This is a genomic window from Raineyella fluvialis (genome assembly GCF_009646095.1).
Lineage (GTDB): Bacteria > Actinomycetota > Actinomycetes > Propionibacteriales > Propionibacteriaceae > Raineyella > Raineyella fluvialis.
This window is the reverse complement of sequence record NZ_CP045725.1, coordinates 3,348,318-3,370,662: the sequence shown is the minus strand read 5'-3', so window position 1 is coordinate 3,370,662 and position 22,345 is coordinate 3,348,318. Positions and strand designations below refer to the sequence as shown.

At 69.1% G+C, this 22,345-nt stretch carries 15 protein-coding genes and 2 pseudogenes; 13 read left to right on the top strand and 4 right to left on the bottom strand.

Annotation, left to right across the window (positions count from 1 at the left end; genetic code table 11):
• Nucleotides 1-5: 5 nt before the first annotated feature.
• Complete coding sequence (gene lexA, locus Rai3103_RS15505; RefSeq protein WP_228488983.1) at nucleotides 6-821, bottom strand: transcriptional repressor LexA; 816 nt, start codon at nucleotides 819-821, stop codon at nucleotides 6-8.
• A gap of 519 nt (nucleotides 822-1,340) precedes the next feature.
• On the opposite strand from lexA, the gene Rai3103_RS15500 reads away from it, so the two are divergent.
• From Rai3103_RS15500 to Rai3103_RS15485, 4 genes and pseudogenes are all read left to right on the top strand, one after another.
• Complete coding sequence (locus Rai3103_RS15500) at nucleotides 1,341-1,514, top strand: hypothetical protein (protein ID WP_194793175.1); 174 nt, start codon at nucleotides 1,341-1,343, stop codon at nucleotides 1,512-1,514.
• A 310-nt stretch (nucleotides 1,515-1,824) separates the two neighbouring features.
• On the top strand, nucleotides 1,825-2,295 hold the full coding sequence (gene nrdR, locus Rai3103_RS15495) for a transcriptional regulator NrdR (RefSeq protein ID WP_153573328.1): 471 nt from the start codon (nucleotides 1,825-1,827) through the stop codon (nucleotides 2,293-2,295).
• Between the two features lie 28 nt (nucleotides 2,296-2,323).
• Nucleotides 2,324-5,256 (top strand): annotated as a pseudogene (locus Rai3103_RS15490) (vitamin B12-dependent ribonucleotide reductase).
• A gap of 199 nt (nucleotides 5,257-5,455) precedes the next feature.
• On the top strand, nucleotides 5,456-5,698 hold the full coding sequence (locus tag Rai3103_RS15485; protein WP_153573327.1) for a YgaP family membrane protein: 243 nt from the start codon (nucleotides 5,456-5,458) through the stop codon (nucleotides 5,696-5,698).
• A 4-nt stretch (nucleotides 5,699-5,702) separates the two neighbouring features.
• Here the strand turns inward: Rai3103_RS15485 and ligD are convergent, their stop codons facing one another.
• Nucleotides 5,703-7,595 carry a non-homologous end-joining DNA ligase gene (gene ligD, locus Rai3103_RS15480; RefSeq protein ID WP_153573326.1) on the bottom strand — a complete coding sequence of 631 codons (1,893 nt, stop codon included), beginning with the start codon at nucleotides 7,593-7,595 and terminating at the stop codon, nucleotides 5,703-5,705.
• A gap of 282 nt (nucleotides 7,596-7,877) precedes the next feature.
• Between ligD and ku the strand changes: the two genes are divergently transcribed.
• Together ku and Rai3103_RS15470 are read left to right on the top strand one after the other, a co-directional pair.
• Nucleotides 7,878-8,699, top strand: coding sequence for a non-homologous end joining protein Ku (gene ku, locus Rai3103_RS15475; protein WP_239022361.1), 822 nt, complete (start codon nucleotides 7,878-7,880; stop codon nucleotides 8,697-8,699).
• 156 nt (nucleotides 8,700-8,855) lie between these two features.
• Nucleotides 8,856-10,694 carry a SulP family inorganic anion transporter gene (locus Rai3103_RS15470; protein WP_228488982.1) on the top strand — a complete coding sequence of 613 codons (1,839 nt, stop codon included), beginning with the start codon at nucleotides 8,856-8,858 and terminating at the stop codon, nucleotides 10,692-10,694.
• On the opposite strand, the gene Rai3103_RS15465 is transcribed toward Rai3103_RS15470, so the two are convergent.
• A complete protein-coding gene (locus tag Rai3103_RS15465; protein WP_153573324.1) occupies nucleotides 10,681-11,982 on the bottom strand; it encodes a hypothetical protein in 1,302 nt (433 codons plus the stop codon). The two genes, Rai3103_RS15470 and Rai3103_RS15465, sit on opposite strands and share 14 nt — an antisense overlap.
• A 128-nt stretch (nucleotides 11,983-12,110) precedes the next feature.
• Here Rai3103_RS15465 and Rai3103_RS15460 point away from each other — a divergent pair, with 128 nt between their 5' ends.
• The 7 genes from Rai3103_RS15460 to Rai3103_RS15430 are packed head-to-tail and all read left to right on the top strand — an operon-like array spanning nucleotide 12,111 to nucleotide 21,135.
• Nucleotides 12,111-13,034 (top strand): AEC family transporter, encoded by a 924-nt coding sequence (locus tag Rai3103_RS15460; RefSeq protein WP_153573323.1) that lies wholly within the window; start codon nucleotides 12,111-12,113, stop codon nucleotides 13,032-13,034.
• A 31-nt stretch (nucleotides 13,035-13,065) separates the two neighbouring features.
• Nucleotides 13,066-13,983, top strand: a complete 918-nt coding sequence (locus tag Rai3103_RS15455) for a T3SS (YopN, CesT) and YbjN peptide-binding chaperone 1 (RefSeq protein WP_153573322.1) — start codon at nucleotides 13,066-13,068, stop codon at nucleotides 13,981-13,983.
• A gap of 47 nt (nucleotides 13,984-14,030) precedes the next feature.
• A complete protein-coding gene (locus Rai3103_RS15450; RefSeq protein WP_153573321.1) occupies nucleotides 14,031-14,444 on the top strand; it encodes a pyridoxamine 5'-phosphate oxidase family protein in 414 nt (137 codons plus the stop codon).
• Between the two features lie 24 nt (nucleotides 14,445-14,468).
• Complete coding sequence (locus Rai3103_RS15445) at nucleotides 14,469-15,395, top strand: universal stress protein (RefSeq protein WP_153573320.1); 927 nt, start codon at nucleotides 14,469-14,471, stop codon at nucleotides 15,393-15,395.
• A complete protein-coding gene (gene hrpA / locus Rai3103_RS15440; RefSeq protein ID WP_153573806.1) occupies nucleotides 15,392-19,294 on the top strand; it encodes an ATP-dependent RNA helicase HrpA in 3,903 nt (1,300 codons plus the stop codon). Before Rai3103_RS15445 ends, hrpA begins: the two co-directional genes overlap by 4 nt.
• Nucleotides 19,295-19,338: 44 nt before the next feature.
• Nucleotides 19,339-20,256, top strand: coding sequence for a PAC2 family protein (locus Rai3103_RS15435; RefSeq protein WP_153573319.1), 918 nt, complete (start codon nucleotides 19,339-19,341; stop codon nucleotides 20,254-20,256).
• A gap of 3 nt (nucleotides 20,257-20,259) precedes the next feature.
• Complete coding sequence (locus Rai3103_RS15430) at nucleotides 20,260-21,135, top strand: acyl-CoA thioesterase (RefSeq protein ID WP_153573318.1); 876 nt, start codon at nucleotides 20,260-20,262, stop codon at nucleotides 21,133-21,135.
• A 105-nt stretch (nucleotides 21,136-21,240) separates the two neighbouring features.
• On the opposite strand, the pseudogene Rai3103_RS15425 reads toward Rai3103_RS15430, so the two are convergent.
• Nucleotides 21,241-22,214, bottom strand: a pseudogene (locus Rai3103_RS15425) (sigma-70 family RNA polymerase sigma factor).
• Nucleotides 22,215-22,345: the final 131 nt, after the last annotated feature.

Below are 22,345 nucleotides of genomic sequence, written 5' to 3'. Positions count from 1 at the left end.
ACGGATCAGACCCGGCGCAGCACGGCGACGACCTTGCCCAGAACGGTCGCCGCGCTGCCGTCGATCGGCTCGAACGCGGGGTTGTGCGGCAGCAGCCACACCTTGTCCGCCGTGCGCTTGAACGTCTTCACCGTCGCCTCGTCGTCCAGCATGGCCGCGACGATGTCCCCGTTCTCGGCATCCGGCTGCTGACGCACGACGACCCAGTCGCCGTCACAGATGGCGGCTTCGATCATGGAGTCGCCACGAACCTCGAGCATGAACACGGTGCCCTCGCCGACGAGTTGCTTCGGCAGGGCGAAGACGTCCTCGATGTGCTCCTCCGCGGTGATCGGGACGCCAGCAGCGATCCGGCCGACGACCGGCACGTTGACCGCGGTGGGCATCGCATCGCGCAGACCGGTGGGATCGAAGGCGGGGACCTCGGGGCCGGACGATGCCTCCGGAGACGCTGCGTCACTCCCCGTCACCACCTCCATGGCACGCGGGCGATTGGGGTCGCGCCGGATGTAGCCCTTCTCCTCCAGCACCTTCAGCTGGTGGGAGACGCTTGACGGACTGGACAGGCCGGCAGCCTCTCCCAGCTCACGAACAGTGGGCGGATAGCCGCGGTCCTCCACGGTCGCGCGGATGAGATCCAGGATCAGGCGCTGGCGCGGGGTGAGCTCCCCCAAGGGGCGAGGAGGAGCGGTCGGACGCTGCTCCCGCTCGGCGAGGTCCTGGCGACGGGCGCGGCGCGCCGCTCGCACCTGTTCCTCGACGGCGCTCGTACGGGGGCGCCCTCGTCGGGGAGCCGGGATCACGTCCGGTACATCGGCCATGACCTCAGGCTATCGTCGGCGAAACCCCCAATCAAACACCTGTTCGAGCGTGTCGCGGCAAGGGAGCGCCAGCGAGTTTCGGTGGTGCCGGAGGTGGCTGAGGGTTCGGTGTCCGGGGCGATGTCAGACCCCTGCGGTCTGCTTGTCCTCGTGATCGAACGTCTCAGCGCGAGGGCATCACACCCTTGTCATTCGATCAGGCGTTCGGTAGGCTTTTCGTACGTAGGTTCGACTCAGGAGGTCGCGATGACTGTTGTCGTGGATAGGCCCGTGATGACCGCCTCGGCGGTGACGGTGTCGGCTCACCGCCGCGCCAAGGCGGCAGACGCCGGACTTAGCGGCGTCCGCAGCTCCAGGACGTGTGCAGTGGACGTCGAGTCCCGTCTGAGCGCAACGTCCAGCGCTCGACGGTGCGGCGGCTCGGCCCTGTTCGTCAGCGGGGCGGTTGGAGCGGTGAGGTCGGACACTTCGGCCCCGTGGCAGGTTCGTGTCGGGGGTGCGGGGCTCGCCGGAGAGGTCTTGCACGCCTTGGGTCTCGGCCCGGCTGGGGTGGCCCCGCGGTCCCACGCCGGGGTGGGGTGGGGTGCGCTGTGGGACAGTGTCTGCACTGTTGCCCTGATGGTCGTGATGGCCATCTCCGCCGTGGTCGTGGGTGTTGTCGTCGTCGGGGTGATGGCGGGCTACATTTCGTGACCGATCGGGTGTCGCGTCGGCCAGGGGTGCTGGCGGGAGCTTCTGGCGAGGGGTGACCGGACAAGGTCTGCTGACGACGAACTGCACCCCATCGCCGCGCTGCGAAAACCCGTCCGGCCAACGGGTTGATCTATGGAGGCGACCGGCCTAAGATCACAACATCTAGTAGTTACACGTGTGTGGTTAATCCACAGATTGTGGTCTTTTGCACACACGTTGTCCACACGTGATCAACAGGCCCATCCCCAGCCCCGTGCGTCGGTGGACCTGTCTGCCGAGCGGCCGGTGCAACCGGAGACAGGGGGAGGTCGTGTATTGCCCGTTCTGTCGCCACCATGACACGCGCGTCCTGGATTCACGAGCCACCGAGGACGGTCAGTGCATCCGCCGGCGTCGCCAGTGCCCCGAATGCGGACGTCGCTTCACCACCGTGGAGCAGATGCTGCTCTCGGTGAGCAAGCGGTCTGGTGTCGTCGAGCCGTTCGATCGTGACAAGGTCGTCCAGGGTGTTCGCAAGGCCTGTAAGGGCCGCCCCGTCACGGAGGACCAGTTGGCCCGGCTCGGCCAACAGGTCGAGGACGCGATCCGGGCCTCCGGCCAGACCCTCATCCCGTCACATGCGGTCGGGGTGGCGATCCTCGGCCCCCTGCAGGAGCTCGACGAGGTGGCCTATCTGCGCTTCGCCAGCGTCTACCGCCAGTTCCAGTCCGCCGAGGACTTCGAGGCCGAGATCGCCGCCCTTCGGGCCGGGTCGACCCCGATCGCCGCTACCAACGCCTAGCCTTCACCCACCAGAAGAGGGGTCATCCATGTCCGAATCCACCCGTCCGACGACCAGCCGGTCGCGGTCGGCCCGTCCTGAGCCTGTCAAGGGTGCGGGTCTGACGATCGCGCGGGTCTTCAGCTCTGAAGGCATTCATCCGTACGACGAGGTCACGTGGGAGAAGCGCGACATCGTCCAGACGAACTGGAAGACGGGCGAGAACGTCTTCGAGCAGCGCGGCGTCGAGTTCCCCGACTTCTGGAGCATCAACGCCTCCACCATCGTCACCACGAAGTACTTCCGCGGCGCCGTCGGGTCGGACGTACGCGAGGCGAGCCTGAAGACACTGATCGACCGAGTGGTGGACAAGTACCGCACCACCGGCGAGCAGGAGGGCTATTTCGCCACGCCGGAGGATGCGGGGGTCTTCGGGGACGAGCTCACCTGGCTGCTACTGCACCAATACTTCAGCTTCAACTCCCCGGTGTGGTTCAACGTCGGCACGCAGGCTCCCCAGCAGATCAGCGCCTGCTTCATCCTCTCCGTCGACGACTCCATGGACTCGATCCTCAACTGGTACGCCGAGGAGGGGCGCATCTTCAAGGGCGGCTCCGGTGCCGGTGTCAACCTCTCCCGGATCAGGTCCTCGAAGGAGTTGCTCAGCTCCGGTGGGACCGCCTCCGGTCCGGTCTCGTTCATGCGGGGGCCGATGCCTCGGCCGGCACCATCAAGTCGGGTGGGGCGACGCGCCGCGCTGCGAAGATGGTCGTCCTCGACGTCGACCACCCCGACATCGAGGAGTTCGTCGAGACGAAGGCGCGCGAGGAGGACAAGATCCGCGCTCTGCGTGACGCCGGTTTCGACATGGATCTCGACGGCAAGGACATCGTCTCGGTCCAGTACCAGAACGCCAACAACTCGGTGCGTGTCTCCGACGAGTTCATGCGTGCCGTCGAGGACGGGGACGAGTTCGGCCTGCGAGCTCGGCTCACCGGCGATGTGATCGACACCGTCGACGCCCGTGACCTGTTCGGGAAGATCGCCCAGGCCGCGTGGGAGTGCGCCGATCCGGGGCTGCAGTACGACGACACCATCAACGACTGGCACACCAACCCCGAGACGGGCCGCATCACCGCGTCCAACCCCTGCTCGGAGTACATGAGCCTCGACAATTCGTCGTGCAACCTGGCCAGCCTCAACCTGCTGAAGTTCCTGACCGACGAGGACACCTTCAACGTCGAGCGGTTCGTCCAGGCCGTCGAGCTGATCATCACCGCAATGGACATCTCGGTGACCTTCGGTGATTTCCCGACGGAGGCGATCGCCGAGACGACGCGCAACTACCGCCAGCTCGGGATCGGGTACGCGAACCTCGGGGCGTTGCTGATGGCGACCGGCCACGGGTACGACTCCGACGGTGGGCGCGCCCTGGCTGCCTCGATCACGTCGCTGATGACCGGCGCGGCCTACCGCCGTTCGGCCGAGCTCGCCGCCATCGAGGGGCCGTACAACGGGTACGCCCGCAACGCCGACGCCCACCAGCGGGTGATGCGCAAGCACCAGGCCGCGAACGACGAGCTGCGTACGGTCAACGAGATGGACGCGACGATCCATCGCGCGGCGACCCTGGAGTGGGAGCAGGTCGTGTCGCTCGGGGCGGAGAACGGCTTCCGCAACGCCCAGGCATCCCTGCTGGCGCCGACCGGGACCATCGGCTTCATGATGGACTGCGACACCACGGGCATCGAACCCGACTTCTCGCTGGTGAAGTTCAAGAAGCTGGTCGGCGGCGGATCGATGCAGATCGTGAACCTCACGGTGCCGCGCGCCCTGGCCAAGCTCGGATACGCCGAGGAGACGATCGAGGCGATCGTGTCCTACATCGCCGAGCACGGTCACGTCGTCGACGCGCCGGGGCTGAAGGCCGAGCACTACGAGGTCTTCGACTGCGCGATGGGGCAGCGGGCGATCCGGCCCATGGGCCACGTCCGGATGATGGCGGCCGTGCAGCCGTTCCTGTCCGGCGCGATCTCCAAGACGGTCAACCTGCCGGAATCCGCCACCGTGGAGGACATCGCCGATGTCTACATGCAGGGGTGGAAGCTCGGGCTGAAGGCGCTGGCCGTCTACCGTGACAACTGCAAGGTCGGCCAGCCGCTGTCGACCGGCAAGAAGGCGGAGAAGGCCAAGAAGGTCGTCGAGCCGCAGGTCCAGATCGAGTACCGCCCGATCCGCAAGCGTCTTCCCAAGAAGCGTCCCAGCTTCACCACCTCGTTCACAGTGGCGGGTGCCGAAGGCTACATGACCACGGGGTCGTACCCCGACGATGGTCTGGGCGAGATCTTCCTCAAGCTCGGCAAGCAGGGGTCCACGCTCTCCGGCGTGATGGACGCCTTTTCGATCGCGGTGTCGATCGGTCTGCAGTACGGGGTGCCCCTGACGACCTTCGTGCAGAAGTTCACCAACCTGAAGTTCGAGCCGGCCGGCATGACGGACGACTCCGACATCCGGATGGCGCAGTCGATCATGGACTACATCTTCCGCCGCCTGGCGTTGGACTACCTCTCCTTCGAGGAACGGAGCGAGCTGGGCATCTACACCGCCGCCGAGCGGGCGCGATACCTGGACACCGGCAGCTACCAGGACGAGTCCGAGATCTCGCAGCCGGTGGCAGATGTCAAGCCGTCTTCCACCCCCGCCCTGTTGGTCGCGCCACTGGCCTTGGGGTCCACTGGACCGGTCGCGGCGTCCCGCACGGCCTCGGCCCCGGCCCCGGTGGAGAGTGCCCCCGCGCGCAAGCCTGCCGCGGAGACCACCCGTCCGGCCGCTCACGACGCTCGTACCAGCGCCGAACTGATGGAGGAGCTGACGGGCACCTCGGTCGACGCACCGCTCTGTCTCACCTGCGGGACGAAGATGCGGCCCAGCGGCTCCTGCTACGTGTGTGAGGGCTGCGGCTCGACCAGCGGCTGCAGCTGATGACCGACCGGTCGCCGTGACGCATCACAGCGGCCGAACGAGGACGGGGGTGGTGCGCCGCACGGGCGCGCCACCCCCGTCCTTCCTGTCGTCGCCGACGGGTGGCACTCGTGCCACCGAGGGGTGACCGGCCCACGGAGGACGTAGTACGCTGGACGTACGCTAATACCCCCTGGGGTATTTATCTGAGGAGAACTTCGTGATCAAGAACATCGGTAGCACCGACCGTCTCATCCGTTTCATCCTGGGCCCGATCCTCATCGTCCTGGCCTACATCCTCGGCTTCACGTCCGTCCTCGGCATCGTCGCGGTCATCGTCGGCCTTCTGCTGATCGGGACCGCTTCGATCTCCACCTGCCCGCTCTACCTGGCGCTGCACCTGAGCACAGCTCCGAAGACCACACAGCCGTCGTCGGATGTCGAGCCCGACGCCGTCCACTGAGCCGTCATTCCCACCGCACGTCCTGCGGCATCCGGTCCGGCCGCCAGCCCCGCCAGACCGGATGCCGCAGTCTCCCCTCGGGCGTGACCTCGCCATAACGCACCTCCGCCACCAGCCGCGGGTCCACCCAGTGGGTCCCGGCAACCTCCGCGGACGGGACATCCAGCTGTGGTGTCGGCACCGCGAGCGGGAGGAGCAGCTCCCGGGCCTCGGCCCGCGCCCGGTCACTGAACCCGGACCCCACCCGCCCGGCGAAGACCAGGGCCCCGGAGGGGTCCGGCACCGCCATGAGGACCGACCCCACGTCGACACCGCCCGTCAGTGGCCGCCACCCGACCACCACCACCTCCTGGCTTCGGTGGTGCTTGACCTTCAGCCAGGACGAGGAGCGTACGCCGGGGTGATAGCGGGACGTTCGCCGCTTGGCGACGACACCCTCCAGCCCGAGCTCGGCCGAGATCTCCATCGCCTCGGCCGCTGAGCCATGGTGCGCCAGCGGCACCTGGACAACGCCCCCCGAGGGCACCAGGTCTTCGAGGAGTGCCCGCCGCTCGTCGTACGTCTGACCGGTGAGGTCCTGCCCCTCGGCCTCGAGCAGGTCGAACGCCATGAACGTCACGGGGACCTCGACGCTGAGCCGGCGGATGTCTCCTGCCCCGGTCAGATTCATCCGCCGCTGCAGCAGCGCGAAGTCGGGCCGGCCCGAGCCGATGGCCACCACCTCACCGTCCAGCACCATGTCCACACCGGCCCGCGCCGCGATCTGCGCCAGCTCGGGATAGGTCGCGGTCACGTCGCGGCCGCCTCTGCTCGTGAGTCGTACGGTGTGGTCCCTCACTCGTGCGATGACCCGGATGCCGTCCCACTTCATCTCGTACGCCCATCCGGCACCCGACATCGACGCCAGGGTCCCGGGCGTGGCCAGCATGGGGGAGTAGGAGCGTTCCGGCGATCGCAGGGTGGCATGGTCGGCTCGGTCAGCTGGCGGCGGGAGATCCCGACCGCCGGTCCCCTCGACGGGGCCCGAGCCGTTCCCGATCGACTGGTCGAGGCGGTCCAGCACGTCATGCAGGGACAGCTGCGCCAACTGAGGGTCATCCAGCTCGTCCCAGTCCCGAGGAGCCGCCACTGTCGGGGTGAGCCGGCCACGCAGGGACCACGGGCAGATGGTGGTCTTCCGGGCGTTGTTCTGCGACCAGTCCAGAAGGACACGGTCGACCCGCAGGGACTTGCGCATCTCCGACACGACGAGGGTCGGCAGTTCGTGTCGCAGGGCCTCGGCGAGCGCTCGCGCGACAGCGCTGACCTGCTCGGACGATTCGGTGCCGGTCAGCTGCGCGTACAGGTGGATCCCCTTCGAGCCGGACGTGACCGGCGTCGCACCGAGTCCCATGCCGGCGAGGATGTCGCGTGCCTCGCGAGCCACGCGGACACACTCCCTCAGTCCGGTGCCGGGCCCCGGATCGAGGTCGAGGACGAGTCGGTCGGGCGGTCCCTGCTCGCCCGAGGCGGTGAACCGCCACTGTGGGACGTGGATCTCCAGGGTGTCCACCTGGGTCAGCCAGGCGAGGGTCGCGGCGTCGTTGACGAGGGGATAGGTGATGACGCGCTCCGTGTGCGGGATGTCCTGGCGGGCCACCCATGCCGGTGCCCCCCGCTCCAGTTGCTTGGTGAAGAAGGCCTGTCCGGGGGCCTCGGCGGTCCCGACGCCATGCACCCAACGCTTGCGGGTCGCCGGGCGGTCGCGGGCCCAGCCGACGAGGCGTTCCGCGACGGCCAGGTAGTACTCGAGAACGTCGCCCTTCCGGGTCCCCGTGGACGGGTAGAGGATCTTGTCCGGATTGGTCAACCTGATCGCGCGGCCCTCGACGTGGATCGTTCGCGGCTTGCCCTCCATCTCACCTCCGCGCCCGGACTGTGGCCGTTTCGGCCGTCGGCGGCCGGTATGCGAGGGGATCGCGACCGGTCTGTCTTCACTTTAGGTTCCCCTTACCTGTTCTGTCGGGTTCAATGGAGACATGAGGTCGATGTGGGCCGGCGCCATCGCGTTCGGACTCGTCAACGTGCCGGTGAAGCTCTACGCCGCCGCGTCCTCCCATGACGTGCCCTTGCACCAGGTCCATGACGCCGATGGGGGCGGATCCGCTACCAGCGGCGCTGCGAGGTCTGCGGTGAGGTCGTGGCGTACGAGCACATCGACAAGGCGTACGAAGCCGACGGCAGGCGCGTGGTGCTCACGGAGCAGGAGTTGGAGAATCTGCCGGCCGAGGCGGCCCATGAGATCCAGGTGCTGCAGTTCGTGCCGAGCGAACAGATCGACCCCCTGACCCTCGGCTCCGCCTATTACCTGGAGCCCGGCTCCCGGGCGGCCAAGCCCTACCTCCTGTTGCGGTCGACTCTCGAGCAGACCGCACGGACGGCCGTGGTCAAGTACGCCCTGCGCCAGCGGACCCGACTCGGAGTGCTGCGGGTGCGCGGCGATCTCATGGTCCTGCAGTCGTTGTTGTGGGCCGACGAGGTCCGGGAGCCTGACTTCGCGGGCAAGGTCCCCGACGCGTCGGTGACGGAGGCGGAGCAGTCGATGGCCAACATGCTCGTGGCGCAACTGTCCGAGGATTTCGACCCCTCGGCGTACGTCGACGACTACCAGGTGCAGCTCAAGGAGCTCGTTGAGGCCCGGCTTGCGGCGGATGAGGGCGTAATCGTCGCCGAACCCACCCCGGCACCCGCGGTCGAGGGCGGCGAAGTCATCGACCTGATGGCCGCCCTGCAGGCCTCCCTCGAACGCAAGCGCGGCGGTTCGGCCGACACGGACACAGAGGCGGACACCGAGCACAAGGGGCCAGCGGTCGGCAAGAAGCGCGCAGCGCATGACAAGAAGTCGGGTGCGGGGCGTGGTGACGAGGTTGAGGCCGCTGACGAGGCGGCCGGTGACGAGGCGGCTGGTGACGAGGCGGCCACGCGCACCTCAGGCGGCAAGTCCCGGCGGAAGGCTGTCTGACCCCCGTCCAGGTCCCCGCCCTCCCAATTGTCCCTCGCTGATTCCCGGCGAGGTCGGCGGAAGCATCCCTACGATGGGGGGATGACAGCCGGTGCGGGGTCACGGCCGGCGCAGCCGGCCCCCGGGGCGGAACGCGGTCGCCTCGAAGGCTCCCGTGTGCTTCCCGGCCTCCGGGTCCTGCGCCACTACCAACGGCGCTGGCTTCGGGGTGACCTGCTCGCCGGTGTCACCGTCGCGGCGTATCTCGTCCCCCAGGTGATGGCGTACGCGGGGGTTGCCGGTCTGCCGGCCGTGACGGGACTGTGGGCGATCGTCGGGCCACTGCTGCTCTATGCCGTGCTGGGGAGTTCCCGTCAGCTCTCCGTCGGGCCCGAGTCGACCACGGCGCTGATGACGGCGACGGCCATCGCCACCCTGGCTCCCGACGCGGGTCCCGGCCAGCGTGCCACCCTGGCCGCGGTCCTCGCCCTCACGGTGGCGCTGATCTGCTTCGTGGGATGGGCGACCGGCCTGGGCTTCCTGTCGGAGTTCTTCTCCACCCCGGTGTTGCTCGGCTACATGAGCGGCATCGCCGCCCTGATGATCCTCAGCCAGTTGGGCAAGGTGTCGCGGATCGCGACCGATGGTCGCAGCACCTACCTCGAGGTCCGTAGCCTCCTCCAGAACGCCGGCCAGTTGCACTGGCAGACCGCAGTCCTGGCCCTGGCGGTCCTGGCGGCGCTCCTTCTGCTCGACCGCTTCCTGCCGCGCTGGCCTGGGCCCCTGCTCGCGATGGTCGCCTCGGCCGGCATCGTGGCCGGCTGGGACCTCACCGCCGTCGGTATCCGGGTCGTCGGTGCCGTTCCCGCAGGACTGCCGCCGTTCGGACCACCCGACTTGTCAGGCATCCCGTGGCGCGAGATGGTCCCCGTCGCCGTCGGCGTCGCCCTGGTCGGGTACACCGACAACGTCCTCACGGGTCGGTCCTTCGCCGTTCGCCAGGGGGCGGAGATCGATTCCGACCAGGAGTTCCTCGCCCTCGGGGCCGCCAACATCGCGGCCGGCCTCTCGGGCGGCTTCCCGGTCAGCAGCAGCGGGAGCCGCACCGCGCTGGGAGCGGCGATGGGTGGCCGGACGCAGGTCGCCTCACTCGTCTCCCTCGCCTGTGTCCTGGCCACCCTGTTCTTCCTCGGGCCGGTCATCGCCTCGTTCCCGTCCGCGGCGCTCGGTGCGGTCGTGATCTTCGCCGCCCTGAAGTTGATCGACCTGCGCGAATGGCGACGCGTGTCCCGCTTCCGCCGCAGCGAGCTCGTCCTGGCCGTCCTCACCACGGCCGGGGTGCTGGCGTTCGACGTGCTGATCGGCATCGCCATCGCGGTCGGGTTGTCCATCATCGACCTGCTCCGACGGCTCACGGCCCCCGCCGAGGCCGTCCTCGGGCGGGTGCCGGGAACGCCGGGCATGTACGACACGGCTGACACCCCGGCCGCCCAGCCGGTTCCCGGGCTGGTCGTCTATCGGTACGACGCTCCGCTGTTCTTCGCCAACTCCGTGGACTTCCGCCGCCGGGCTCTACAGGCGGCCCTGTCGGCCGAGACGCCGACCCGCTGGTTCCTGCTCAATGCGGAGGCCAACGGTGAGGTCGACCTCACCGCCGGCGACGAGATGGAACAACTGCGCAGGATGCTGGACGAGCACGGCATCCGGTTCGCCATCGCTCGTCTCAACGAGGAGGCCCTGGCGCAGCTGGAACGTGCCGGCATCATCGACGCCGTGGGCCGCGACTACGTGTTCCCCACCCTCCCGACGGCGATCTCTGCCTTCGAGGAATGGGCCGCCGGGCACCCGGCCGATGAGCCGGCCGACGCCGAAAGCCACGACGCCGAAAGCCACAACGCCGAAAGCCACGCGGACGAGCCCGACGGCGGGTCGGCGGCCGGCCAGCCGGGTCGGCGCCGCAGGCGTCGGCGTCATCGTGCGGGCGACGTCAGCGGGCCCGACGTCACTTCCAGCTGATGGCGGGATCGGTGCCGGTGAGATCGGCGACGAAGGTCGCGTCGTAGCGGTAGTCCTGGCGGACGACCCCCTCCACGGATCCGTTGGTGGCCGCCGCGTCCAGGCGGTAGTGCAGCGGCACGCGGCCGGTGGCGCCTCCGGTGCTGTCCTCGTACGCCACCTCGACGCCCTGCCAGGGATCGTCCAGCAGGGTGTAGGCGATAGTCGCCTCGTTCACGCTGATGGCCGGGCCGGTGGTGATGGCGATCGGGCAGCCGGCGGGATTGAGCGACTTCTGGCCCAGGCACGCCGACAACGATGCCTGTGCTGCCCGGAGGATCCTGTCCTTGGCGTCGGCCGACAGGCTCGGCGACCCGCCGGACCAGTGCTTCGCCGTGTCCCCGACCGGATCGGGGGCGGTCACCACCAGGTCAGGCTGGGCGAGGGTGACGTACGTCGACGTCGTGGCGATGCGATAGGTGCCGGGGAACAGGTCGACCGTCGACGCCTCAGGCACCTTCCCGTCGACGCTGCGGGTGGGCGGTCCGCCCAGGTCCACCCGGGCGGTGACCGCCGACATCTTCCATCGCGATCCCACCCGGGTGACCGGGAGCTGGACGTCGACCGGCTTTCCGCCGATCAGATAGTGCGCCTGGACCGTCCCGGTGTCGCCGACGACCCTCGTCGTGGCGTCATGGGCCACTGTTGCCTCGCCTACCCGGATGCCGGTGACACCGCCGCTCGCCTGCGACCCACGCAGGGTGTCGTCAGTCAGCAACGAGGCGTTGCGCGGTCGCGTCGCGGCGGTGTCCAGGGCCGCTGCGGCATTCGCATCGCGCAGGGCGCCCAGGTAGGCCTCGGCGACCTGGCGGGCGGCGGCGCGATCCGTCGTCAGCCTCGTGTCGTACTCCCGACCGACGGCGGAGCGCCAGGTGAGGAGCGCGCCGGCGAGCAGCACCAGCGCCAGCACCGTGCCGACCACCACCTTCGGCAATCGTCGTCCGCGACGCGGGGGTCTCGCGCGACGGGGGGCGTTCGTGGTGGGGATGGGGGCGGCGACGGGGCCCCGCCCCGGGACCTGGGTACCCCTGGGCGAGGGGGGAGGCGTGGCTGGCAACTCGTCCTCACCCGGCGCCGCGGGGACGCTCGGCAGCACCGCGGTGGTGTGCTCGGCGAGGGGCGTCATCGGCGGTGTGGGTGGGCCCCCCTGGGCCGGGGGGTGCTCGATCGGGTCGGCGCCGAACGGGGCGGCGGGGGGCAGGCCCGCGGCTCCGGGGCGCGGCGACGACGGCTGCGGGGGAGCGGTCATGGCGCCAGTATCTCAGGCGCGCTCGGGCCTACCCGCCCGTGCACCGGTGCCGTGCCCTCCGCAGCCCTGCCACTCACAACCGTGCGGTCGTCGGCCGGCGAGCGACCACACGGGCCTACAGTGTGCCCGTGCAGGGAGTGCTGTCGGGTTTCTTCGTCATCGGTGTGGTGGTCGGCGTCGGTTACCTGATGGCTCAGCTCGGCGTCTTCACCGAGCAGGCCCAGAATCTGCTGGGGACGCTCTCCTTCTACGTCGCCATGCCCGTCCTCTTCGTGACCCTGATGGCCGGACAGGATGTCGGGGCCGTGCTGTCGGTCGATCTCGTCGCCTCCCTCGTCTCGATCGGCGCCACGGTCCTGCTGTGGGTCGCCTCGGCCCGCCTGATCTGGAGAATGCCGCTGGGGGAGACCGTCGCGGGGTCATTCGCCTCGGCCTACGTCAACGCCGGCAACCTGGGTCTGCCGATCGCCACCTACGTCCTCGGGTCGCCGACCCGAGCCGTACCGGTGATGCTCACCCAGCTGCTGTTCCTGCAGCCGGTCGGTCTGGCCCTCCTCGACCTGAGTACGGGGACGGAGGCGCGCTTCACGATCCGGGCGTTCGTCAGCCGGTTCCTCCGCAACCCGCTGACCATCGCCACCCTGGTCGGTGTGCTGCTGTCCGTGACGGGCACGCGGATCCCTCCGCTGCTGGCCGCACCCATGTCGATGGTGGGGGCGATGGCCGTGCCTGGCGTGCTGATGGCCTTCGGCATCTCCTTGTGCCTGGGGCCCCGGCCCGATCGTGCCGGCGGGCCCATGCTGGCCTGGCAGACCGGGCTGAAGCTTGTCGCCATGCCCTTGGTGGCCTGGGCCTTCGGACGGTTCGCCATGCACCTCGGCCACGAGGACCTGCTCGCCGTCACCGTGATGGCGGGGTTGCCCACCGCGCAGAACGTCTTCGTGATCGCGACCCGCTACGACACCGGCGTCGTCATGGTGCGCGACGCCATCTTCGTGACCACAGTGCTGTCCGTGCTGAGCATTTTCGGGATCGCAGCGCTGCTCTCGTGACGTGCTCCCTTCCGTGCGCTAGTTTCGGGCCGTGCCCCAGTACGGAGACTTCGACCTCGATCGCAGCATCGCGCAGGCGTGGGACGAGTTCGAGCTGCGCCTCGCCGAGGTCATCTCGGTGATCGACGATTCGGCGGACTTCACCATCGGGTGTGTGGCCGTCGACGAGAGTCAGGTCCCGTACGTGACCTTCACGGCCCTGGACCGTACGACGATCCGAGCAGAAGCCTCCAGCAACTCGGTGCTCGGCGAGGACTACCAGCTCGGCTCGGAGCAACTGGCGCTGATGGAGCGGCTGGGCTGGTCGGCGCCGACGAACGAGGGGCCGCGCCCGACCGCGAACTTCTGGATCGAGCTCGACCAGGAGGCGTCGGACCGGCTCGCCGGGGCCGCCGTCGGGGCCCTACGTGACGTCTTCGGGGTCCAGCACCCGGTCTTCCTCGCCCCCGACCACCTGGCGGAGGTGCTGACGCCGCGGCCCGAGCCGCTCTCCGGGGCCACCGAGTTCGACGCCGAGGACGTCATCGCGACGATCCCGGTCACCACGCAACACCTCAACGACATGATCGAGGCGGAGCTGACCGACATGTTCGGTCATGCCCCGTTGCGGGACCACGAGGGTGACATCGCGCTGCGGGTGGGGTCGGCCATGCTGTTCCTGCGGCTCAGCCAGGACGGTCGCGAGCTGATCCTTTTCTCGGTGCTCGTCCATGACGTGGCGGGACGTTCGCGCGCGGCGGAGGTGCTCAACGACCTCAATGCCGACGCCCGGATGGTCAAGTTCCACCTCGTCCGGGACAAGGTCTTCGCCAGCCTCTCGGTGCTCACCCATCCCTTCGTGCCGGCCCATCTCCACCAGGCCGTCCGGATCATGAGCGACATCGCCGACGCCATCGACGACGAACTCGCGCACAAGCTCGGAGGTCACACCACGTTCGAGGTCGAGTGAGGTGTCCGCACTCCAGTAACATCGGACGAGGAAAACGGAGGAGGACCATGCACGAAGGCATGTTCGCGGCGCTCGACCCCGAGGACTGTCGCGCCCTGTTGCGCACCCAGGAGGTCGGTCGCGTCGCCTGGACCTCTCCTGCGGCGGGATTGCTCATCCTGCCGGTCAATTACGTCGTGCGTGACGGGCTGGTGGTCTTCCGGACGTCACGCGAGTCCGTCCTCGCCGAACTCGGCGACGAGCGCGAGATCTCCTTCCAGGTGGACGACATCGACGTGTCGACCGGCAACGGGTGGAGCGTGATGTTCCAGGGGGTCTCGTCCACTCCGACCTCGCCTGCGCAGCTCGAGGCTCTCCGGGTCGACGGCCCCATGCCCTGGGCGATGGGGGACCGTGATCTGTTCATCACACTGCAGGTGCGCGAAATCAGCGGACGCGTGGTGGACCGCCAGGAGAAGTGACAAACTCGACAGCAGGAGGCAGTGATGACTGAATCAGATTCTCGTCGAGGTGTCGTCCTGGTCGGTGTGGACGGTTCTCCGGACGCCGACCGAGCGCTGAGGTACGCCGTGGGGGCGGCCGAGTTGCGCGGGGATGACCTGTTGATCGCCCACGTCGTCGACGATGCGATCCTGGCCGGTGCCTGGGGTGTCGTGTACGACCCGTCCGTCCTCCACGAGGCGGGCATGCAGGTCGTCAGCGAAGCGTCCGACGCCGTCCAGGCCGAGGGCTTCCCCGCGGAGCGGATCCGCACCGAGGTGGTCATGGGCAACGCCACTGCGGCCCTCACCAAGCTGTCCCGCACCGCCGACCTGCTGGTCGTCGGCCGCCGCTCCCTGTCCGGCCTCGAGCGCATCTTCGTCGGGTCCACCAGCGTCGGAGTTGCCGCGACCGCGCACTGTCCGGTGGTGATGATCTCCGCCGCGTCCTCACCGGCGTCCACCGGACGCCTGCAGCGGATCGGGGTCGGCGTCGATGCCACCGCGAACGGGGCAGCCGCCCTCGCCGCCGCCTTCGCCGAGGCGTCCCTGCGCAAGGTCGGCCTCGAGGTCATCCACGTGTGGGACGTCCCGGGGCCGGTGCATCGGACCGGTGAGCACGCGGTCGACGTCGCCGGACAAGCCGCCATCGGCGGTGTCCAGGCCCTGCTGCAGCCCCTGCAGCAGCGTTACCCCGATGTCAGCGTCACCACCCATGTCGTGCAGGGCCACCCGGTCAAGGAGATGGTCGCCCGCTCCAAGGAGCTCGACCTGCTCTGGCTCGGTGTGCACACCACCGCCGGCTTCGGTGTCGGAGGCGTTGTCCGCGGTGTGATGGCTCACGCGGAGTGCCCGCTCGCGCTGATCCGCGACCGTGCCGAGGACACCGGCCCCCTCGACGAGGAGGAGATCCGGGGAGGCCAGCCCTCCTGAGCCCGACCATCACGTTCCCCGCGGAGCTGCCGATCAGCGCGCGGGTCGAGGACATCGCCGCCGCGCTGTCCGAATCCCAGGTCGTCATCGTGGCGGGGGAGACGGGCTCCGGCAAGACCACCCAATTGCCGAAGTTGTGCCTGCGGTTGGGGCGTACGCGGATCGCGCACACCCAACCGCGGCGCATCGCCGCGCGTACGGTGGCCGAGCGCATCGCCGAGGAAATGGGCGTCGATCTCGGCAACGAGGTCGGTTACCAGGTCCGCTTCACCCGCAAGGCCCAGCGCGACACGGCGCTGACCGTGATGACCGACGGCATCCTGCTCGCCGGGATCTCCCATGACCGCGACCTGCGGACCTGGGACACCATCATCATCGACGAAGCCCACGAGCGGTCCCTCAACATCGACTTCCTGCTCGGCTACCTCAAGCAACTGCTGCCGCGGCGACCGGAACTCAAGGTCATCGTCACCTCGGCCACCATCGACACGGAGCGGTTCAGCCGGCATTTCGACGACGCCCCGATCATCGAGGTGTCGGGTCGTACCTACCCCGTGGAGGTGCGCTACCGGGCCCTGACCGACAACGGAGCAGTGGACGACGAGACGCAGGACGTCACCCCTGCGGTCGAGAAGGACCAGACCGAGGGCATCTGCGACGCGATCCTTGAGCTGTCGGCCGAGGGACCGGGCGACATCCTGGTCTTCCTGTCCGGCGAACGGGAGATCCGCGACGCCGAGCAGGCCATCAGCGACCTGAAGCTGCCGCGCACGGAGGTGCTGCCGTTGTTCGCCCGGCTGTCGTCGGCCGAGCAACATCGGGTCTTCAGCCCGCACACCGGCCGTCGGATCGTCCTCGCCACCAATGTCGCGGAGACCTCGCTGACCGTGCCCGGCATCCGCTACGTCGTCGATCCGGGAACCGCGCGGATCTCGCGGTATTCGACCCGGACCAAGGTGCAGCGCCTGCCGATCGAGCCGGTCTCCAGGGCCTCAGCGGACCAGCGGGCCGGCCGATGCGGCCGCGTCGCCCCTGGCATCTGCATCCGCCTCTACGCGGAGGAGGACTACCTCTCGCGACCGGAGTTCACCGAACCGGAGATCCTACGGACCAACCTCGCCTCGGTGATCCTGCAGATGACCGAGGCCGGACTCGGCGACATCGAGGGGTTTCCCTTCGTCGAACCCCCCGAGTCCGCCCAGATCACCGACGGGATGCGCCTGCTCGACGAGCTGGGCGCGCTCGCGCCGCAGGCCACCAGGTCCCGGCCACGACTGACCCGGATGGGTCACCGCCTGGCCCGGATCCCGCTCGATCCCCGGATGGGTCGGATGCTGCTGGCCGGTGAGCACTACGGCTGCTTGCGGGAGATGGTGGTGCTCGTCGCCGGGCTGACGATCATGGATCCCCGGGAGCGGCCGCGCGAGCAGCGGGAGAAGGCGGACCAGTTGCACCGGCGCTTCTGGGCACCGATGCCGGCTCCGGGAGGCTCCCCCGACGCCGCCGACGCCGCCGACGCCGCCGACGCCGCCGACGCCCCGGCCCCCGAGCCGGACGGATCCGACTTCATCGCCCTGCTGCGGCTGTGGGACTACCTCACGACGAGCCGCCGGGCGATGTCGGGCAACGCCTTCCGCCGGATGTGCCGCGACGAGTTCCTCAACTACCTGAGGATCCGGGAGTGGCAGGACCTGCAGAACCAGTTGCGCGACATCTGCCGAGACCTGGGGATGACCCGCAACGAGCAGACGGCGGACGCCGACCGGGTGCACATCGCGGTACTGACCGGTCTGCTCTCGCGGGTCGGGCTTGCGGACCTCAAGGACGAGCGGAAGAACCGCCCCAGGGATGGCCGAGGGCGTGTCCGTCGGGCGCCGCGGGAATACCTCGGCGCCCGCGGCGCCCGGTTCGCGATCAACCCCGGTTCGGCGCTGGCCAAGCAGCCCCCCGAGCTGGTGATGGCCAACGAGCTGGTGGAAACCACCCGGCTGTGGGCGCACACCGTGGCGGGCATCCGCCCCGAGTGGGTCGAGGAGGTCGGCGGGCATCTGCTCAAGCGCCACTACGCCGAGCCGCACTGGTCCATGCGCTCGGGCCAGGCGGTGGCGTACGAGACCGCCAGCCTGTACGGGGTCCCGATCATCGCGCGCCGGCAGGTGTCGTACGCCCGGGTCGACCCGGTGGCCGCCCGCGAGATCTTCCTCCGCTCGGCGCTGGTCGAGGGCGAGTGGCACACCCGTCACCACTTCTGGGCGCGCAACGAGGAGACCCGCCGTCGCGCAGAGGAGCTGGAGGAGCGGACCCGCCGCCGCGACATCGTCGTCGACGACCAGACTCTCTTCGACTTCTACGACGCCCGGGTGCCGCACGACGTCTGCACAGTGGCGGCGTTCGACGCGTGGTGGCGGAGCAAGCGCCACGAGGACGACGGGTTCCTCGACCTGTCCCTCGAGGACCTCGTGCAGGACACGGCCGATCTGGGTCGCGCGGGCGACTTCCCCGACACCTGGCGGGTGGGGGAGCACACCTTGGACGTCGAGTACGTCTTCGACCCGGGGGCGGGCGCCGACGGCGTCAGCGTGCGCATCCCACTGCCCATCCTCAGCGCACTGCCGTCGGCACCGTTCACCTGGCAGGTTCCCGGGCTGCGGCTGGAGCTGGTGACCCAGCTGATCCGGTCGCTGCCCAAGGCGCAGCGCACCCGGGTGGTGCCGGCGCCCGACTGGGCGCGTCGGCTCCTCGCCGAGCTGGCCGACGACATCCGCGACGGTGAGATCGACCCGTCCGTCACGTCGCTGACCGCGGCCCTCGCCCGCCGACTGGCGGTCGATGTCGGCTTGCGTGTCGCACCCGCCGACTGGGATCTGGCCAAGCTGCCCGACCACCTACGCGTCACCTTCGTGGTGGTCCGACCCGGCGGTTCGCGCGGCGGCGCGGACGGCGAGGTCGAGGTGGCCCGCGGGAAGTCGCTGGCCGAGCTGCAGCAGGAGCACACCCGCACCGTCGCCGCCACGCTGTCCAAGGCCTCGCAGACTGCCCGGCACGCGGGGTCGACCAGTTGGGTCTTCGGCAGTCTGCCCCGCGAGATCACGGTCGAGCGGCTCGGCACTCGGGCCACAGGCCATCCGGCGCTGGTGGATGAGGGGACATCGGTCGGCAGTGTCGTCCAGGACACCCCGGCGCATGCGGCGGCCAGTCACCGCGTCGGCCTGCGGAGACTGGTCCTGCTCAACACTCCGGACCCGACCCGGTGGGTGGTCTCGCACCTGCCCAATCCCGACAAGTTCGCCCTGGGATCCAGCCCGTACGCCAGCGTCCCCGACCTGCTCGCCGACGCCCGGCTGAAGTCCGTGGGCGATCTGGTCGCCCGGGCGGTCGACCCGGAGGACGTACGGGATGAGCGTGCCTTCGCCGCCCTGTGCGACACCGTCCGCCAGGACAACGCGGACCATATGCGCCGGGTGGTCGCCATCGCGGCCGAGGTGCTGCGGGCCGACCAGCAGGTCAGTCTCGCGCTGGGATCCGTCACCGATCCCGACGTCCGGGCGGACGTCACAGAACAGCGCGCCAATCTGGTCTTCCCCGGATTCATCGCCGCGACCGATGATCCCTACTACGAGCGGCTACCCGTCTACCTTCGCGCGATCGTGGCGCGGCTGGCAGCTCTGCCTGGTGCCGCCGTCCGTGACCGCCAGGGGATGGAGACGGTGAACGCGCTGGAGGAGGCGTACGCCGACCTGTGCTCCCGCCAGCCACCCGGCCGGCTGCCTGCCGCCGTGGACGAGATCGGCTGGATGCTCGAGGAGCTGCGGGTCAGCCTGTTCGCCCAGACCCTCGGCACCCGGATGACGGTCTCGGCGAAACGGGTCCGCAAGGCGATCGAGCGGGCTGCCACCTAGCATCGGCGGCTCCCGCTGTGGTCGCGGCGGGTACTGTGGGGACCATGTCCGGCTCCCATCCCCTCTATCGCTCCCACCCTGACGGCTGGGGAGAGCTCGGTGGGAAACGCCCGGTGCTGCTGCTCCTGCTCGACGGCGCGGGCAGCGCCGGGGAGGTGCAGCAGATCGTCGGCGACCACCTCCTCGGGCAGTGCGACCATCGGCCGCTGGCGAGGTTCGACCTCGACCTGCTGACGCAATACGCGGACCGACGCCCGATGCTCGACTTCGAGGACGGGCACTTCACCCGGCCGCCGGCACCCGAACTGGTGCTCTACGCGATGACGGACGCGGCGGGAGAGACCTTCCTCGCCCTGATCGGTCCCGAGCCGATGCTGCTGTGGGAGCGGGCCGTGGCGGCGATGACGGAGCTCATCGTCGGACTGGACGTCCGCCTCACCGTCAATCTCACCGGGCTGCCGATGCGTGTCCCGCACACGCGCCCGGCCCAGGTCTTCACCCACTCCGCGGAACCTGAGCTTGTCCTGCAGCCCTGGGAGGCCTTCAGCGGTTCGCTGTCCGTCATCGCGACGTTCGGTGCATACCTGGAGACGGTGCTCGAGGAGAAGGGACATCGCACCCTGGGCATCGACGTCTGCGTGCCCTACTACCTGGGCAAGTCGGAACACATGGCCTCGGCGCTCGCGGCGCTGGAAGTCATCCAGGCGACCTGCGGGCTCAATCTCGCACCGGGCGAACTCGAGGAGCGGGCGCTGGTCAATCGTGCCGAGATCGACGCCCAGGTGACGGCGACAGAGAACGGTCCGGCGGTAGTGTCCATCCTGGAATCGAACTACGACGAGTTCCGCACGCTGGTGGGTGACCTGCCCAGCGCCGACGAACTGGCCGCCGAGTTCGAGCGTTTTCTGGCCGAGCAGGACCGTCGCCGTGACACCGGGGACGGTGACACCCCGGAAGGATGACTGGTGCCCAAAGGCATTGATGAGCTCGTCGACCTGATGCGTCTGGAGGAGATCGAGTTCGGTCTGTACCGCGGGCGCAATCCCCGATCCGGCCTGCAAAGGGTCTTCGGTGGACAGGTGCTCGCCCAGGCACTGGCAGCGGCGTACTTCACCGTGCCGACGGAGCGGCGGGTGCATTCCCTGCACGCCTATTTCCTGCGTCCCGGGCAGTACGACGCCCCGCTGATCTACTACGTCGCGATGGAGAGGGACGGGCGGACATTCACGACGCGCTCCGTCACCGCCCGTCAGCACGGCAAGCAGATCTTCCGGTTGTCCGCGTCCTTCAAGGCCCCCGAGGAGGGCCTGGAACACCAGGACTCGCTGCCGCCCGGCATCCCCGGCCCGGACGAGTGCCCCCGGCTCGACGGCGGTCCCGAAACCGAGCGGGTCTACCGGCGGCTCGGCCTACCGTTCCTCGACGTCGACGAGGAGTGGGGCGTCCTGGACATCCGCTGGGTGGGCGAGGCCAAGGAGAACTCGGCCCATCCGTCCGCCCAGCGCTTCTGGTACCGCACCAACGGAACCATCCCCGACGTCGGCACCGACCCGGTGGTCAACCAGCGACTGCACGACTGCATCCTGGCCTATCTGTCGGACGTCTCGCTGCTGTCGACCACCCTGGTCACCCATGGGGTGAGCTTCAGCCCGGAGCTGACGGCCGTCTCGCTCGATCACTCCACGTGGTTCCACCGGCCCATCCGGGTCGATGACTGGATGCTCTTCGAACAGGTCTCGCCATCGGCGTCAATGGCCGTCGGACTCGCCCTGGGGCGCGTCTTCCAGGACGGGGAGCTGGTCTCGACCCAGGCCCAGGAAGGGCTCATCCGCAGATCCTGAGCCGGCTGCGAACCGGGCCCGGACGTGGACGACCGGCGTGGTGGGGCGCACAGCACCCCACCACGCCGGTCGATTTCTCGTAGCGACCGACGTGGTGGTCGGTTGTCAGGCAGCCATTTCCTCGCTCCGGACGCGGAGCTGCGTGATCGCGTGCCGTTCGATCTGTCGGACCCGCTCGGCGGTGATCCCCCAGACGGCGCCGATATCGGCGAGTTTCGCCTGCCGGCCGTCGAGCAGCCCATAGCGGCGGCGGACGACATCGGCCGACCGGTCGTCGAGGGTCGACAGCAGGTCCTCGAGGAGCGCGTGGTCCTCGGCGTCCAGGACGACCTCGTCTGGTCCGGGCATGGGCTCACGGGCGATCAGGTCACCCAGGGCGGTGTCGCCGTCCTGCTCCACCGGGGCGTCCAGGCTGACGTGGTCATGGCCGAAGCGGATCAGGTCGATGACCTTCTCCTCCTCCAGGCCCATCTCGGCGGCGATCTCGGCCAGCTCCGGCTCACGCCCCAGGGCGCGCTCGAGGGTGCGGCGCACGGCCCCGACCTGGTTGACCTGTTCGGCCACGTGGACGGGGAGCCGGACGATGCGTCCCTGCTGGGCGATACCCCGGGAGATGGACTGACGGACCCACCAGGTGGCGTACGTCGAGAACTTGAATCCCTTGCTGTAGTCGAACTTCTCGACCGCACGGATCAGGCCGGTGTTGCCCTCCTGGACGAGGTCCAGCAACGGCATCTGGCCGCGACCGTACTTACGGGCCACCGACACCACCAGGCGCAGGTTGGCCTGGACGAACCGCTGCATCGCCTGCTCCCCTCGGCCACGAGGAACTCGAGCTCCTGGACGGTCGGCCGCCGCAGCGTCAGCCCGTCGCGTTCGGCTGCGGCGGCACGCCGCTCGGCAGTCGTGACGTCGCCGGACAGAATATGTTCGGCGTAGAGGCCGAGTTCGATCTTTTTCGCGAGGGCGACTTCCTCCTCGGCGCTCAGCAGTGCGGTCTTCGCAATGCCGTCGAGGTAGAGACCGACCGCGTCCTTGCCGTCGATGCCATCGCTGGTGCGTGTGCGCGTCGTAGCCACAGGAGGGCCCCTTTCCGTTACCTACGGACATTCAACGTCCCTCAGCGTGGAATTCATTCCCGAGCCGACCCTGAGCCGACCCTGATCTGGGCCTGTGACCGATCAGGGTTGACCCGTCAATGATGTTCTTA